Source organism: Streptomyces sp. V3I8 (genome assembly GCF_030817535.1).
In the GTDB taxonomy this organism is placed as follows: Bacteria; Actinomycetota; Actinomycetes; order Streptomycetales; family Streptomycetaceae; genus Streptomyces.
Window position 1 is genome coordinate 3,461,289 of the sequence record NZ_JAUSZL010000002.1, and the last position, 13,169, is coordinate 3,474,457.

At 73.4% G+C, this 13,169-nt stretch carries 11 protein-coding genes; 3 read left to right on the forward strand and 8 right to left on the reverse strand.

The features are described 5' to 3' along the window. Window positions 1–220: 220 nt before the first annotated feature. Window positions 221–952, reverse strand: a complete 732-nt coding sequence (locus QFZ75_RS15135; RefSeq protein ID WP_307537315.1) for a DUF3017 domain-containing protein — start codon at window positions 950–952, stop codon at window positions 221–223. A gap of 46 nt (window positions 953–998) precedes the next feature. Further along, complete coding sequence (locus tag QFZ75_RS15140; protein WP_307537316.1) at window positions 999–1,853, reverse strand: bifunctional methylenetetrahydrofolate dehydrogenase/methenyltetrahydrofolate cyclohydrolase; 855 nt, start codon at window positions 1,851–1,853, stop codon at window positions 999–1,001. A 252-nt stretch (window positions 1,854–2,105) separates the two neighbouring features. Between QFZ75_RS15140 and QFZ75_RS15145 the strand changes: the two genes are divergently transcribed. After that, window positions 2,106–2,756, forward strand: a complete 651-nt coding sequence (locus QFZ75_RS15145) for an RDD family protein (protein ID WP_307537318.1) — start codon at window positions 2,106–2,108, stop codon at window positions 2,754–2,756. A 171-nt stretch (window positions 2,757–2,927) separates the two neighbouring features. Here QFZ75_RS15145 and purH read toward each other — a convergent pair whose 3' ends face one another. Both purH and purN read right to left on the reverse strand, forming a co-directional pair. After that, a complete protein-coding gene (gene purH / locus QFZ75_RS15150) occupies window positions 2,928–4,538 on the reverse strand; it encodes a bifunctional phosphoribosylaminoimidazolecarboxamide formyltransferase/IMP cyclohydrolase (protein ID WP_307537320.1) in 1,611 nt (536 codons plus the stop codon). Then, the gene (gene purN / locus QFZ75_RS15155) at window positions 4,535–5,164 is read right to left on the reverse strand and encodes a phosphoribosylglycinamide formyltransferase (protein ID WP_307537322.1); all 630 of its coding nucleotides are present in this window, start codon (window positions 5,162–5,164) and stop codon (window positions 4,535–4,537) included. Before purN ends, purH begins: the two co-directional genes overlap by 4 nt. Window positions 5,165–5,557: 393 nt before the next feature. Between purN and QFZ75_RS15160 the strand changes: the two genes are divergently transcribed. Beyond that, the gene (locus QFZ75_RS15160) at window positions 5,558–6,448 is read left to right on the forward strand and encodes a hypothetical protein (RefSeq protein ID WP_307537324.1); all 891 of its coding nucleotides are present in this window, start codon (window positions 5,558–5,560) and stop codon (window positions 6,446–6,448) included. A gap of 16 nt (window positions 6,449–6,464) precedes the next feature. On the opposite strand, the gene QFZ75_RS15165 is transcribed toward QFZ75_RS15160, so the two are convergent. Continuing rightward, window positions 6,465–8,354, reverse strand: coding sequence for a DUF6350 family protein (locus QFZ75_RS15165; RefSeq protein ID WP_307537326.1), 1,890 nt, complete (start codon window positions 8,352–8,354; stop codon window positions 6,465–6,467). 114 nt (window positions 8,355–8,468) lie between these two features. Here QFZ75_RS15165 and QFZ75_RS15170 point away from each other — a divergent pair, with 114 nt between their 5' ends. Next, window positions 8,469–9,359, forward strand: a complete 891-nt coding sequence (locus QFZ75_RS15170; RefSeq protein WP_307537328.1) for an RNA polymerase subunit sigma-70 — start codon at window positions 8,469–8,471, stop codon at window positions 9,357–9,359. A 97-nt stretch (window positions 9,360–9,456) separates the two neighbouring features. On the opposite strand, the gene sucD is transcribed toward QFZ75_RS15170, so the two are convergent. The 3 genes from sucD to QFZ75_RS15185 all read right to left on the reverse strand — a co-directional run bounded on the left by sucD (window position 9,457) and on the right by QFZ75_RS15185 (window position 13,115). Next, window positions 9,457–10,341 carry a succinate--CoA ligase subunit alpha gene (gene sucD / locus QFZ75_RS15175; RefSeq protein WP_107015729.1) on the reverse strand — a complete coding sequence of 295 codons (885 nt, stop codon included), beginning with the start codon at window positions 10,339–10,341 and terminating at the stop codon, window positions 9,457–9,459. Between the two features lie 21 nt (window positions 10,342–10,362). Next, on the reverse strand, window positions 10,363–11,541 hold the full coding sequence (gene sucC, locus QFZ75_RS15180) for an ADP-forming succinate--CoA ligase subunit beta (RefSeq protein WP_307537331.1): 1,179 nt from the start codon (window positions 11,539–11,541) through the stop codon (window positions 10,363–10,365). Window positions 11,542–12,299: 758 nt separating this feature from the next. Further along, entirely contained in the window at window positions 12,300–13,115 is an 816-nt protein-coding gene (locus QFZ75_RS15185) for a hypothetical protein (RefSeq protein ID WP_307537333.1), read from the reverse strand. Window positions 13,116–13,169: the final 54 nt, after the last annotated feature.

A 13,169-nucleotide genomic window follows, 5' to 3' on the forward strand; every position in this document is an offset into this window, starting at 1 on the left:
TTGCCAGTCCGCTCTCCGCATGCAAGCCGTCCCGGAACCGTCACCTTCGTGCCACAGGCATCCGGCGCCCGTTGAAGGCTCCCGCCTGCGTCCCGGACCCTGGACGCAGGCGGCGCCCCTCCGGATCCGGGGGATTGGACGGGCGCCGCTCCCGGCCCCCGAGGGGGCCCCGAACCCCTCGGCTTCACCGGCCACCCCGTACGAGACCGAAGCGGAGCGCCTACGTGCGGATGGTGAAGTGCAGCGTGTCGTCCAGGAACGGCAGTTCCAGCCACGGATCGGGCTGCGCCATCAGCGCGAGCAGCGCGATGATCAGCCCGAGGCCCCCGTACGTGACCAGGTCCGTGAACCGGGACCGAACGGCGAGCATGCCCACGTCCGGGAGCACCCACCGCATGGCGGCGCCGGCGAGCAGCGCGAGGCCGACCAGCAGGGTGCCGGCCTTGAACGCGTCCAGCGCGGTCAGCAGGAGACCGAGTCCGACCAGGCCGGTGACCCCGAGGATCGGCCACTGCCGTACCGGCGCGGGCGCGTCACGGGGGGCCGCCCTGCCGCCGCCCTCGGGCCGCGCGGTGTCCCGCGTGAACAACGGGAAGCGCCGTGTGACACGCCGGGGCCGCCCGTCGGGTCCGGGCGCGCTGACGGCGTCCCGGACGGTGAGCTCGTCCTCGCCACCACCGGCGCCACTGCCGGCATCGCCGTCACTGCCGGCATCGCCGCCGTCGTCGCCACCGGCTTCGGCCTCGGCTGAGGCGTCGGCCCCGGCTGAGGCATCAGTCCCGGCCGGGGTATCCGTCCCGGCCGCAGCCGCAGCCCTCTCGGTCACGACCTCGGTCTCAGCCTCACCGCCGACGCCGACGCCGACGTCGGCCTCGGCCTCGGCCTCGGCCTCGGCCTCGGTCGCAGGATCGGCCTCGGTCGCAGGATCGGCCTCAGGGTCGGCCGAAGCCACGCCCCCGGCCGGAGCGACAGCGTCCCGCTCCGCGGGCACCCCCCGCTCAGCCGGCACTGCGTTCCGCCGCCTCGACCACGTTGACCAGGAGCTGGGCGCGGGTCATCGGGCCCACCCCGCCCGGGTTGGGCGAGATCCATCCGGCGACCTCGGCCACACCGGGATGTACGTCGCCCTTGATCTTGCCGTCCGCGCCGCGGGAGACGCCGACGTCGAGGACGGCCGCTCCCGGCTTCACGTCCTCGGGGCGGATCAGGTGCGCGGAGCCCGCCGCGGCCACGATGATGTCGGCCCGCCGCAGGTGCGCGGCCAGGTCACGCGTACCGGTGTGGCACTGCGTCACCGTCGCGTTCTCCGAGCGCCGCGTGAGCAGCAGCGGCATCGACCGGCCGATGGTCACACCGCGGCCCACGACCACGACCTCGGCACCCTTGATCTCCACCCCGTACCGGCGGAGCAGCGTGAGGACGCCGTTCGGCGTGCAGGGCAGCGGGGCCGGCTCGTTCAGGACGAGACGGCCGAGGTTCATCGGGTGGAGCCCGTCCGCGTCCTTGTCCGGGTCCATCAGTTCGAGGACGCGGTTCTCGTCGATGCCCCTGGGCAGCGGCAGCTGGACGATGTACCCGGTGCAGGCCGGGTCCTCGTTGAGTTCACGGACGACCGCCTCGATCTCCTCCTGCGTGGCGGTCGCGGGCAGTTCACGCTGGATGGAGGCGATGCCGACCTGGGCGCAGTCGCGGTGCTTGCCCGCGACGTACTTCTGGCTGCCGGGGTCGTCACCCACCAGGACGGTGCCGAGTCCGGGCGTGACGCCCTTCTCCTTCAGAGCCGCCACGCGGACGGTCAGATCGGACTTGATCGCGGCTGCGGTGGCCTTGCCATCGAGAATCTGGGCGGTCATGGACCCATCCTCGCGGATGACCGGCCCCAGGTTCCAATCAGGCCCCGGATCGGGCGCTCCCGCCGGTGTCCGCCGTGGTCAGCGATGTTGCACTTGCACAACTCCTCCAGGCTGCGGCTGGACAAGGAGGCCGGGCTTTTAGACCATAAGCCGCGCAGTGTCGCGGGCAGTGCAGGGGGACGGACCGCAAGCCGCTCGACCTTTTCCTCCGTACCGCCGCGTCGTCCCCGCACCACCAACGGAGGAACCGTCATGAGCTTCGGCGACCCGAACAACCCGTACGGGCAGCAGCCGCCGCAGGGCCCGTACGGGCAGCAGCCGCCGCCGCAGGGGGGACAGCCGCCGTACGGCTACCCGCAGCAGCCCGGCCAGCCCGGTTACGGCTACCCGCAGCAGGCCCCGCAGGGTGTGCCGCCGCAGGCGGGTTACGGCTATCCGCAGCAGCCCGGCCAGCAGTACCCCGGATACCCCGACCCCCAGCAGCAGATGTACGGCGGCAGGCCCCCGTACGCCCACTGGGGCCTGCGGTTCCTCGCGACGCTGGTGGACGGGCTCGTCCTCATGGTCGCCTACGTCCCGATGGTGATCGGGGCGGCCATCGGCAGCGACTCGTCGAGGGTGATCTTCAGCCTGATCAGTCTCGTCGCCATCATCGGCGTGGCCGTCTGGATGCTGGTCCAGGAGGGCAGGACCGGCCAGACCGTCGGCAAGAAGGCCCTCGGCATCCGCCTGCTGCGGGAGGCCGACGGTCAGCCGCTCGGCGTCGGCATGGCGTTCGTCCGCCGTCTCGCGCACTTCCTCGACAGCGTCGCCTGCTACCTCGGCTGGCTGTGGCCGCTGTGGGACGCCAAGAAGCAGACGTTCGCCGACAAGGTGTGCAGCTCGGTCGTCGTCAAGGGCTGACACCCCGCAGGCGTCTGCCTCATGGGCGTACGCCTCATGGACGTCAGCTTCGTAGCGTCTCCACGAGCGCCGTCCGTACGGACCAAGGGCCGTGTCCCACCCGCGAGGGGGACACGGCCCTGGTGCGTTCGCCCCGGCGCCGGCGACGAGGTGCCGCCGGACGAGGTGCCGCTAGTGGAAGAAGTGCCGCGTCCCCGTGAAGTACATGGTGACACCGGCCTTCTTCGCCGCCTCGACCACCAGCTCGTCACGGACCGAACCACCGGGCTGGACCACTGCCTTGACGCCGGCCGCGGTCAGGATCTCCAGGCCGTCGGGGAAGGGGAAGAAGGCGTCCGAGGCGGCGAAGGCACCCCGGGCACGCTCGGCGCCCGCCCGCTCGACCGCGAGCTTGGCGGAGTCGACGCGGTTGACCTGGCCCATGCCGACACCGACGGAGGCGCCGTCCTTGGCGAGGAGGATCGCGTTGGACTTGACGGCTCGGCAGGCCCGCCAGGCGAACGCCAGCTCGTCCAGGTCGCCCTGCGAGAGGGGCTCGCCGGTCGCCAGCGTCCAGGAGGACGGGTCGTCGCCGTCGGCCTGCAGACGGTCGGTGACCTGGAGGAGCCGGCCGCCGTCGATCTGCTTCTCCTCGACCTGCGAGGACGGAGCCCGGTCGGCGCGCAGCACGCGGATGTTCTTCTTCTTGGCGAGGGCCTCCAGCGCGCCCTCCTCGTACGCGGGCGCGACGATGACCTCGGTGAAGATCTCGGCGACCTGCTCCGCCATCTCCTTGGAGACCGGGCGGTTGACGGCGATCACGCCGCCGAACGCCGACAGCGGGTCGCAGGCGTGCGCCTTGCGGTGCGCCTCGGCGACGTCCGCGCCGACCGCGATGCCGCACGGGTTGGCGTGCTTGATGATCGCGACGCACGGGTCGGCGTGGTCGTACGCGGCACGGCGCGCGGCGTCCGTGTCCGTGTAGTTGTTGTACGACATCTCCTTGCCGTGCAGCTGCTCGGCGTCGGCCAGGCCGCCGCCCGACGCGTCCACGTACAGCGCGGCGCCCTGGTGCGGGTTCTCGCCGTAGCGCAGGGTGCTGCGCTTCTCGAAGGTCGAGCCGATGAACTCGGGGAAGCCCGACGCGTCGGCGGGCGCGTACGAACCGGCGAACCAGGAGGCGACCGCCACGTCGTACGCGGCGGTGTGCTGGAACGCCTCGGCCGCGAGCCGCTTGCGGGCGTGCAGGTCGAAGCCGCCGTCCCGGACCGCGGAGAGCACGTCGGCGTACCGCCCGGGGCTGGTGACCACGGAGACGGACGGGTGGTTCTTGGCGGCGGCGCGGACCATCGAGGGACCGCCGATGTCGATCTGCTCGACGCACTCGTCGGGGGTGGCGCCGGAGGCGACGGTCTCCCGGAAGGGGTACAGGTTCACGACGACCAGCTGGAACGGTTCCACGCCCAGCTCGGCCAGCTGCCGTACGTGGTCCTCCAGCCGCAGGTCGGCGAGGATGCCCGCGTGCACGCGCGGATGCAGCGTCTTGACCCGGCCGTCCAGGCACTCGGGGAAGCCGGTGAGCTCCTCGACCTTGGTGACCGGGACCCCGGCGGCGGCGATCCTCGCGGCGGTGGAGCCGGTGGAGACCAGCTCGACGCCGGCCGCGTGCAGACCGCGGGCGAGCTCCTCGAGCCCGGTCTTGTCGTACACGCTGACGAGCGCGCGCCGGATGACCCGCTTGCTGCTCTCGGCCGTGTCTGTGCTGCCGGCGCTGCCTGCGCTGCCTGTGCTGTCGGCGGTCACTGGATAACTACCTTTCGTCCCTCGATGCGATAGCCGTTGCGGGCGAGCCGCCCCACGACATCGACGAGCAGCTTTCGCTCGACTTCCTTGATGCGCTCATGGAGAGCGGACCCATCGTCCGCGTAGTCCTCGTTCCGGACCTCGACCACGCCCTGGGCGATGATCGGGCCGGTGTCGACGCCGTCGTCGACGAAGTGGACGGTGCACCCGGTGACCTTCGCGCCGTACGCGAGGGCGTCGCGGACGCCGTGCGCCCCCGCGAAACTGGGCAGCAGGGCGGGATGGGTGTTGACGAACCGGCCGCCGAAGCGGGCCAGGAACTCCTTGCCCACGATCTTCATGAAACCGGCCGACACGACGAGGTCCGGCGCGTACGCCGCGGTGGCCTCGGCCAGTGCCGCGTCCCACTCGTCCCGGGTCCCGTAGTCCCTGACCCGGCGGACGAAGGTCGGCAGCCCGGCGCGCTCGGCGCGCTCCAGGCCGGCGATGCCCTCGCGGTCCGCGCCGACCGCGACGATCTCGGCCCCGTAGGCGGCCGCTCCCTGCGACGCGACCGCGTCGAGGAGGGCCTGCAGATTCGTACCTGATCCGGAGACCAGCACGACGAGGCGCTTGGCCTTGGCCACGGCGGGGCCCTTTCTCGGGGAGTGCCTTTGTACGGTCGTACGAATGCTTCGCGCCCCCGGATACGGGGAAGTCTACGAAGCGGCCGACCGCCGGCAACGATACCGGCACACGGGGCGGCCCCCACGGGACGGGGGCGTGGCCGGAAGGTAGCGTCTGGGGAGGACCCGCCCCGGAAGACGGTCCGTGCGGGGGAACGCCTTTCGCGTACGGGACGTTGACCTGGACAGGCACGCGTGTCCGGGAAGCGACCCCCGGACGCGTGACCCGCTCCGTCGACGGCGGCCCGCCGAACGGCACCGCACACGACCACCGACGCCACCGACAGCGCCACCGCCGGACAGCACCGCCGGACACCACCAGCCGGATACCACCAAGGGGAAGACGCACACCTGATGCCGGACCGAAGTCTCCGACGCCCCCAGCTCCTGCTGCGCGAGCGGCGCCCCTCTCCCACTCCGCCGCGGGAGAGCGACGACGTGCCCGAGGGCGGGCAGGGCTCCTCGGGCGGCCAGGACGCCGCGGGTGGCCAGAGCGCCGCGGGTGGCCCGGGCTCCGCAGGTGGCCAGGGCTCGGATGCGCCGGCTTCCGGGGAGCGCCCCGAGCCGCCCCGGGCGCCGGGGACCCCCTCGGACGACAACCCCTTCGCCCCGCCCCCGGAGGGCACCCCCGACCGGCCGTGGCAGCCCCGGCAGCCCACGGGCGGCCAGGACCAGGAGGGCGGGAGCGGCCGACACGACGGCGGCTCCTCCTGGGGCAGCCAGTGGAGCGACCGGCAGCCGGGGCCCGCGCAGGGCGGCCGCTTCGGCGACAAGCCCGGCTCCACGGGCGGCCCCGGCGGGCAGGGTGGTCCGGAAGGGCCCGGCGGCCCCGGTTCCGGTACGCGCTGGGACCCGACCGACCCCGTACAGCGGCGCGCCAGGTACGCACTGCTGTCCGGCATGTGGGCGTTCTTCTTCGCCCTCTTCGCCTGGCCGTACGTGGCACTGCTGCTCGGCTCGCTGGCCCTCTACTGGGCGATCAGCTCCCTGCGCACCAAGCCGCGTTCCCCGGACCCGGACGTCCCGGCGCCTGCCGCCCAGAGTTCGAGGCCCCAGACGACCGCGGCGATCAGCGGCCTGGTCACGGCGTCCCTCGCGCTCGTGCTGGTGGCGACGACGTTCACGGCGCAGCTCGTATACCGCGACTACTACACCTGTGTGAACGACTCCCTCACCCACACGGCGGAGAAGTCCTGCGACGACCTGCTGCCGGAGCAGTTGCAGAGCCTGCTGGGGACGCGCTGACCCGTCGGGCCGACCGTCACTCCGGCGGGTCGACGGGCTCGGACGCCTTCTTCAGCGCCTCCTGCCGGGTCTCACGCGAGAGGTCGTCGTACCAGAGGGAACCGGCGGGGTCGGAGAGCGGCAGGAAGTCGTACGGCTCGGAATCGGGGTCGAAGGCGGGATCGAAGGCGGGGTCGAAGGCGGGGTCCGAGGCCTCGTCGGGGTCGAGCGCGGAAGCGGTGCCGGGGGCGGGGGCGGGGCTCGCGCGGCGCCCCACAGGCCCGTGGGACGTAGGCCCGTGGGACATGGGGCCGTGGGACGTGGGGCCGTCCGACAGGAACTCGTAGACCGACTGCTCCTCGGCCTGCCGGCCCCGGGGCACCCGTCCGGCGCCCGGCCGCCCGTGCACCTTGTGCCGCCGGTCCCGGAGTCCCCGTACCCAGGTCCCCCGCGCCCAGGGCCCCCGTACCCAGGACCCGCGTGCTCGGGGCGGCTGTTCCCCGGGCGGCTGGTCGTCACCGGCGCGCCTCCACGGCATCCGGCTCCAGAAGCCGCGCACGCCGGACGGCTCCGCGCCGGCCGCCGTCGCACTCCGCGTCCGAGGCCGCGGCTCGCGCAGGCGCCACGCGCGCAGGGCCAGGCCCGCCGGCAGGCACACCGCCGCGGTCCAGCCCGCCGCGGCCGGTCCCGTCCGCCACCAGACGGGGCCGAAGTCGGCGAGTGCGGCCACCCCGAGGGGCCCGCCCGCCAGGGCGGCGAGCACCGCGAGGGCCAGGCCGCACAGGAGCGCGGCGAGCGCCAGCGTCTCGGCGGTCCGCCGGCCCGACCAGGCCGCCGCGCGCCGGGCGGCCGCGGCGGCCGCCTCCTCCCCGGCCGCCGGCCCCGGTTTCACCCCGGCCCCCACCGTGAACCACGCCACCACCGCCCCGGCCACCAGCGGCACGGCTCCTGCCGCCCAGTGCAGGGGTGTGCCGGGGCCGGCGTCCGGGACGGCCGCCAGCAGGGGGAAGGGCGGCAGCCGTGAACCGGGGTCCGACAGGAGCGGCCCCGCCGCGTGCCCCGCGCCGAGCGTGAACCCGGGGCCAAGGGCGTAGGCGGCCCCCCACACCGCCGCGTTCGGTACGAGGGCCAGCGCCAGCAGGAGCACCGTGAACCGTCCCGACCAACTGTCCGTGAGCTGCAGGAACGACTGCCGCGCCGCACCCCCGTGCCACACCAGCGAGGCGCCGACCAGCACGGCCCCGCCGCCCACGAGCGCGGCGGCCCCGGCGGCGGCGGCCCGCGCGGCGGCCGGGAGCCGGGACCCGGCGGTCAGGGGGACGAGCGGCAGGCCGTCGAGGGCCCGGCGCAGGGACGGCGGCAGCGGCCCGGACGGCCGCCCGTACGCCGTCCAGACGCCCACCCCCGTCGCGGCCACCACGAGCAGCGGCGGCCACAGGACGACGGACGTCCACGAGGGGCACGGCTCACCGCCCGAGGCGTACACCGCGGCGGCGGCGCCGACCGCCAGGTAGCCCAGGACGGCACCGGCCCACGCCGTCCGGGCGGGGGGCGGCACCGAGGTGCCGTCGCCGTCCGCCGCGTCGCGCCCCGCCCGGTGCAGCAGCCACACCGGCAGCGTCACCAGGAGCAGCGGGGTCACCCCGATGGGTGCGGGTACGCCGGACAAGGTGTCGTTGCGGACGAGTTCGGCGCCGTGTGCCAGCAGCCACAGCGCGGCGGCGAGGTGCAGCGCCGCGTGGGGGCCGCTGTCCGGGTAGGGGGAGCTGATCCACAGGACCGTCACGAGGACGGCGAACGCCCCCAGCCCCAGGCCCGCCGCCAGCGCCCCGCCCAGCAGACCGGTGGCCGGTCCGGGCGACCTCTTCCGCAGCCGGGCGAGGCGGGGCGGCAACGACGGGCTGCGGTCCGGGCTTCGATCCGTCATCTGGGTCACCCGGCCATGCTCCCAACGACACGCGCTTTCCCGTCGTAACAGGCGAACCTCGGATGTGTCGCTCAATATACGTTTTATGTGCTTTTACGTACGGAAGGGTGTCCGGTGACGCAGACAGCTGCCCCCGCCGATACCGGCGCCGCCGACCCGTCGCCCGGCGCCGCGGCACCCGCCGGCACGCTGCCGCCCGCCGACACGCTGACGCCCGCTCAGGCCTTCGACGCCCTCTACGCGTTCGCCGCCCCCGCCCTCCTACGGCAGGCGTATCTCCTCACCGGGCGGCGCGAGCTGGCGCGGGAGTCCGTGGAGCGGGCCTTCCAACTGGCGTGGCAGCGCTGGCCCGAGGTGGCGGTCGACCGTGACCCGGCGGGCTGGGTGCGTGCGGCGGCGTACGAGTACGCGATGTCCCCCTGGCACCGGCTGCGGCTGCGCCACCGGGTCCCGGAACCGCCGCCCGCCGCCCTGGACGACCGCCGGCTGCTGAACGTACTGACGGGTCTGCCGCCCGCGTACCGGCGGACCCTGCTCCTCCACGACGGGCTCGGTCTCGGGCTGCCCGAGACCGCGGCCGAGACGGAGGCGAGCACTCCGGCGGCGGCGAACCGGCTGCTGTACGCGCGCGCCACCATCGCCGCGCGCCTCCCCGAGCTGGCCGAGAAGGACGAGCTCCAAAAGCGGCTCGAGGAGCTGGGCGGCACGGAACGGCTGCGGACCGCCCTGAAGCCCGCCGTCGTGCGCACGGGCGGCGAACGCCGGGCCCGCCACTGGACCCGCGCGGCCGTCGCCCTGACGGTGCTGGTCATCGGTTCGACCGCGTTCACGCTGCACCGCGCGCCCGACCACTACGAGGCCCCGCAGGCGCCGGCCACGACGGTGCCCGGGGTTCCGCCGCGCTCCGGCCCCGCCCCGCTGTCGGTGCAGGACCTGCAACTGCGCGCCAAACTGAACGGCATGTTCGGCGAGGGGCCGCAGAGGCTCCTGCCGCAACCGCGCTGAGAACCGCCCGGCGACGCGGACGGGCCCGCACCCCCGTGAGGGTGCGGGCCCGTCCGCGTACGACGAACGGCGAACCACGGACAGTGGCGCCGCCGAGTCAGCCGGCGAGGATGGCGCGGGCCAGCTTCGCGGTCTCGGTCGGCGTCTTGCCGACCTTGACACCGGCGGCCTCCAGGGCCTCCTTCTTCGCGGCGGCCGTGCCGGAGGAGCCGGAGACGATGGCGCCGGCGTGGCCCATGGTCTTGCCCTCGGGCGCGGTGAAGCCCGCGACGTAGCCGACGACCGGCTTGGTCACGTTCTTCGCGATGTAGTCCGCCGCACGCTCCTCGGCGTCGCCGCCGATCTCACCGATCATGACGATCAGGTCGGTGTCGGGGTCGGCCTCGAACGCGGCGAGCGCGTCGATGTGCGTCGTGCCGATGACCGGGTCGCCACCGATGCCGACGGCCGACGAGAAGCCGATGTCCCGCAGCTCGTACATCATCTGGTACGTCAGCGTGCCGGACTTCGAGACCAGGCCGATACGGCCCGGCTTCGTGATGTCGCCCGGGATGATGCCGGCGTTGGACTGGCCCGGCGTGATGAGACCGGGGCAGTTCGGGCCGATGATGCGGGTCTTGTTGCCCTTCGACTTCGCGTACGCCCAGAAGGCGGCGGAGTCGTGGACGGCGATGCCCTCGGTGATGACGACCGCGAGGGGGATCTCGGCGTCGATGGCCTCGACGACGGCGGCCTTGGAGAAGGCCGGCGGCACGAAGAGGACGGACACGTTGGCGCCCGTCTTCTCGATGGCCTCGGCCACCGTGCCGAAGACGGGGATGTCGGTGCCGTCGAAGTCGACCGAGGTGCCGGCCTTGCGCGGGTTCACGCCGCCGACGATGTTGGTGCCGTCGGCGAGCATCAGCTTGGTGTGCTTCATGCCCGTGGCACCGGTCATGCCCTGGACGATGACCTTGCTGTCCTTGTTGAGGAAGATAGCCATGGCTGTTCTGTCCCTCGTCCCTTACTTCGCGGCCGCGAGCTCGGCGGCCTTGTCGGCCGCGCCGTCCATGGTGTCCACGCGCTGCACCAGCGGGTGGTTGGCGTCGGAGAGGATCTTGCGACCCAGCTCGGCGTTGTTGCCGTCGAGACGCACGACCAGCGGCTTGGTGACTTCCTCGCCCTTGTCGGCGAGCAGCTGCAGCGCCTGGACGATGCCATTGGCGACCTCGTCACAGGCGGTGATGCCACCGAAGACGTTGACGAAGACGGACTTGACGTCCGGGTCCCCGAGGATGATCTCCAGGCCGTTCGCCATGACCGCGGCCGAGGCGCCGCCGCCGATGTCGAGGAAGTTGGCCGGCTTCACGCCGCCGTGGGCCTCACCGGCGTACGCGACGACGTCGAGGGTGCTCATGACGAGACCCGCGCCGTTGCCGATGATGCCGACCTCGCCGTCGAGCTTGACGTAGTTGAGGTTCTTCGCCTTGGCGGCGGCCTCCAGCGGGTTGGCCGCGTCCTTGTCCTCGAGCGCCGCGTGGTCCGCCTGGCGGAACTCGGCGTTCTCGTCCAGGGAGACCTTGCCGTCCAGCGCCAGGACGTCACCGGAGGCGACCTTGGCGAGGGGGTTGACCTCCAGGAGGAGCGCGTCCTCGGCGACGAAGGTCTCCCACAGGGTCACGAGGATCTCGGCGACCTTCTCGGCCACCTCGGCCGGGAACTTCGCCTGGGCCACGATCTCGCGGGCCTTCTCGATCGAAACGCCCTCGACGGCGTCGACCGGGACCTTCGCGAGGGCCTCGGGGGTCTTCTCCGCGACCTCCTCGATGTCCATGCCGCCCTGTACGGACGCCATGGCGAGGAAGGTGCGGTTCGTGCGGTCGAGGAGGTACGAGACGTAGTACTCCTCGAGGATCTCCGGAGCCGTCTCGGCGATCATCACCTTGTGGACCGTGTGGCCCTTGATGTCCATGCCGAGGATGTCCGTCGCGCGGGCGACGGCCTCGTCCGGGGTGGCGGCCAGCTTCACGCCGCCGGCCTTGCCGCGGCCACCGACCTTGACCTGCGCCTTGACGACGGACTTGCCGCCAAGTCGCTCGGTCGCCGCGCGCGCTCCTTCAGGCGTGTCGATGACTTCACCGGCCAGCACCGGTACACCGTGCTTGGCGAAGAGGTCCCTCGCCTGGTACTCGAACAGGTCCACGCGCGTCCGTCCCTATCAGGTAATTCGCGGTTCGTTGTCTGCGTGGGCGTGCCGCGAGGGCAACGTGACTGCGCGGTCACAAGGAGGGCGTGAGCACGGTGGCCGGCACGCGGCATGTCCGCCTCGCAGGTTATCCCCGCAGGCGGCGGGCCCGTAAATCGCAGATCACACCTGGGCGGTGATTACGGTCACAGAATGCCAGGCGCAGGGCCTGTCCGGAGTTGTGATCCGGGCCGGGGAGCGGGGTGTGGTGCGTGCGATCGCAAGGCGCCGAAGGGTCCCCGTGGCGGAGCCACCAGGGCGTTGCCCTGAGGGCCTCACCAGGCTGGGGTTTGCCTGGTGAGGCCCTCGATCAGCCCCTGAGACCTGCCTCAGGGGCGTGGAACGGCCGGTCCTCACCCCAATGAGGACCGGCCGCCCCGGCCGCAGGGTTCCCGGCCACACGGACCGAACGGCTTCCGGCCGTACGGGGCCTGCGCCCTGCGGAGTCCTGGAACGGGCGAGCCGGTCACGTCCCGGATGCCACGGCCGCCACGGCCGCCACGGACGCCACGGACGCCACGGACGCCACGGCCAGCCTCACGAGGAACGGCCGGATGTCACCGGGTGCGTCCGGCGCGCCACGTATGCCGCGAACGGGTTTCCGGCGGCCTCGCCGACCGAACGGATGGACGGCGACGGTCGGACGGACGGGCTGGCGGGCGGGCTGGCGGGCTGGCGGGTGTTCACGCGGGCGGGCGGGAACATGACGGCAGGGTCTAGCCGGGGGACGCCGGGATGTCCCGGTGCCGGTCCCGGGTCGCGGACGTGGCGGGGTCCGCGGCGATGGCGGGTACCGACGTCGGCCGGATTCCCTCGTTCGGCGTCACGGCCTGCGGGTCGCCGTGCCTCGGCGATCCGCCGTCGACCGCGCTGCGGTTCCGCAACGCGCCCGAGGGGTCACCGTCGGGAACCCGGTGCACGGGCGCCTGCGCGATCCGTGCGACCGCGGAGGTCTGCGTGTGCGTGTGCGCGTACGCGTGGTCGCGCACGGCGTCGCCGGCCGCCCCGGGACCGCCGGCGGACCGCGGCCCGAACACCACCGCCCCGCCCGCGCCACGTGACGGCTTCCCGGCCGGCCGGCTCCCGGCCTCCCGCGTCCCGCCCGGCTGCTTCCGGGCCGGCTGCTTCCGGGCCGTCCGCTCCCCGGCCGCTTGGTGCACAGCAGCCGCGCCGCCCGGCTGCTGCGGCTCCGCCGTACCGGCCGGCAGTGTCCGGGCGGGTACCTCGGGCAGTGCCGGTAGAGGCGGCAGCGTCGGCAGGACCGGCAGGACCGGCGGCGGGACGGGCTGTCCGGTGATCCCTGCGGCGATCTGATCCGCCAGATCACCGACGGGCCGTACGACCTGTTCCGTCCGTTCCGTGACCGGCCGGACGACCTGTTCCGTGACCGGCCGGACGATGTCATGGACCCCGCCGGTCACGGGTGGGATCACCACCGGAGCCGACGCGGCACCGTCCGCCGCATGGGACCGCTCCCCGCAGAGGAGTCCCAGCACGAACAACCCGCCCACCAGCAGCGCCAGTTGCAGCACACGCCGCCCTGCCGTCCCGCGCGTCACACGCGTGGCGGCACCGGGCGACGCGGC

What these genes read in the sequence shown, in the direction of transcription:
- QFZ75_RS15140 (WP_307537316.1), bottom strand. Translation starts at nt 1,853, where the DNA reads ATGACCGCCCAGATTCTCGATGGCAAGGCCACCGCAGCCGCGATCAAG.
- QFZ75_RS15145 (WP_307537318.1), top strand. Translation starts at nt 2,106, where the DNA reads ATGAGCTTCGGCGACCCGAACAACCCGTACGGGCAGCAGCCGCCGCAG.
- QFZ75_RS15160 (WP_307537324.1), top strand. Translation starts at nt 5,558, where the DNA reads ATGCCGGACCGAAGTCTCCGACGCCCCCAGCTCCTGCTGCGCGAGCGG.
- QFZ75_RS15165 (WP_307537326.1), bottom strand. Translation starts at nt 8,354, where the DNA reads ATGACGGATCGAAGCCCGGACCGCAGCCCGTCGTTGCCGCCCCGCCTC.
- sucD (WP_107015729.1), bottom strand. Translation starts at nt 10,341, where the DNA reads ATGGCTATCTTCCTCAACAAGGACAGCAAGGTCATCGTCCAGGGCATG.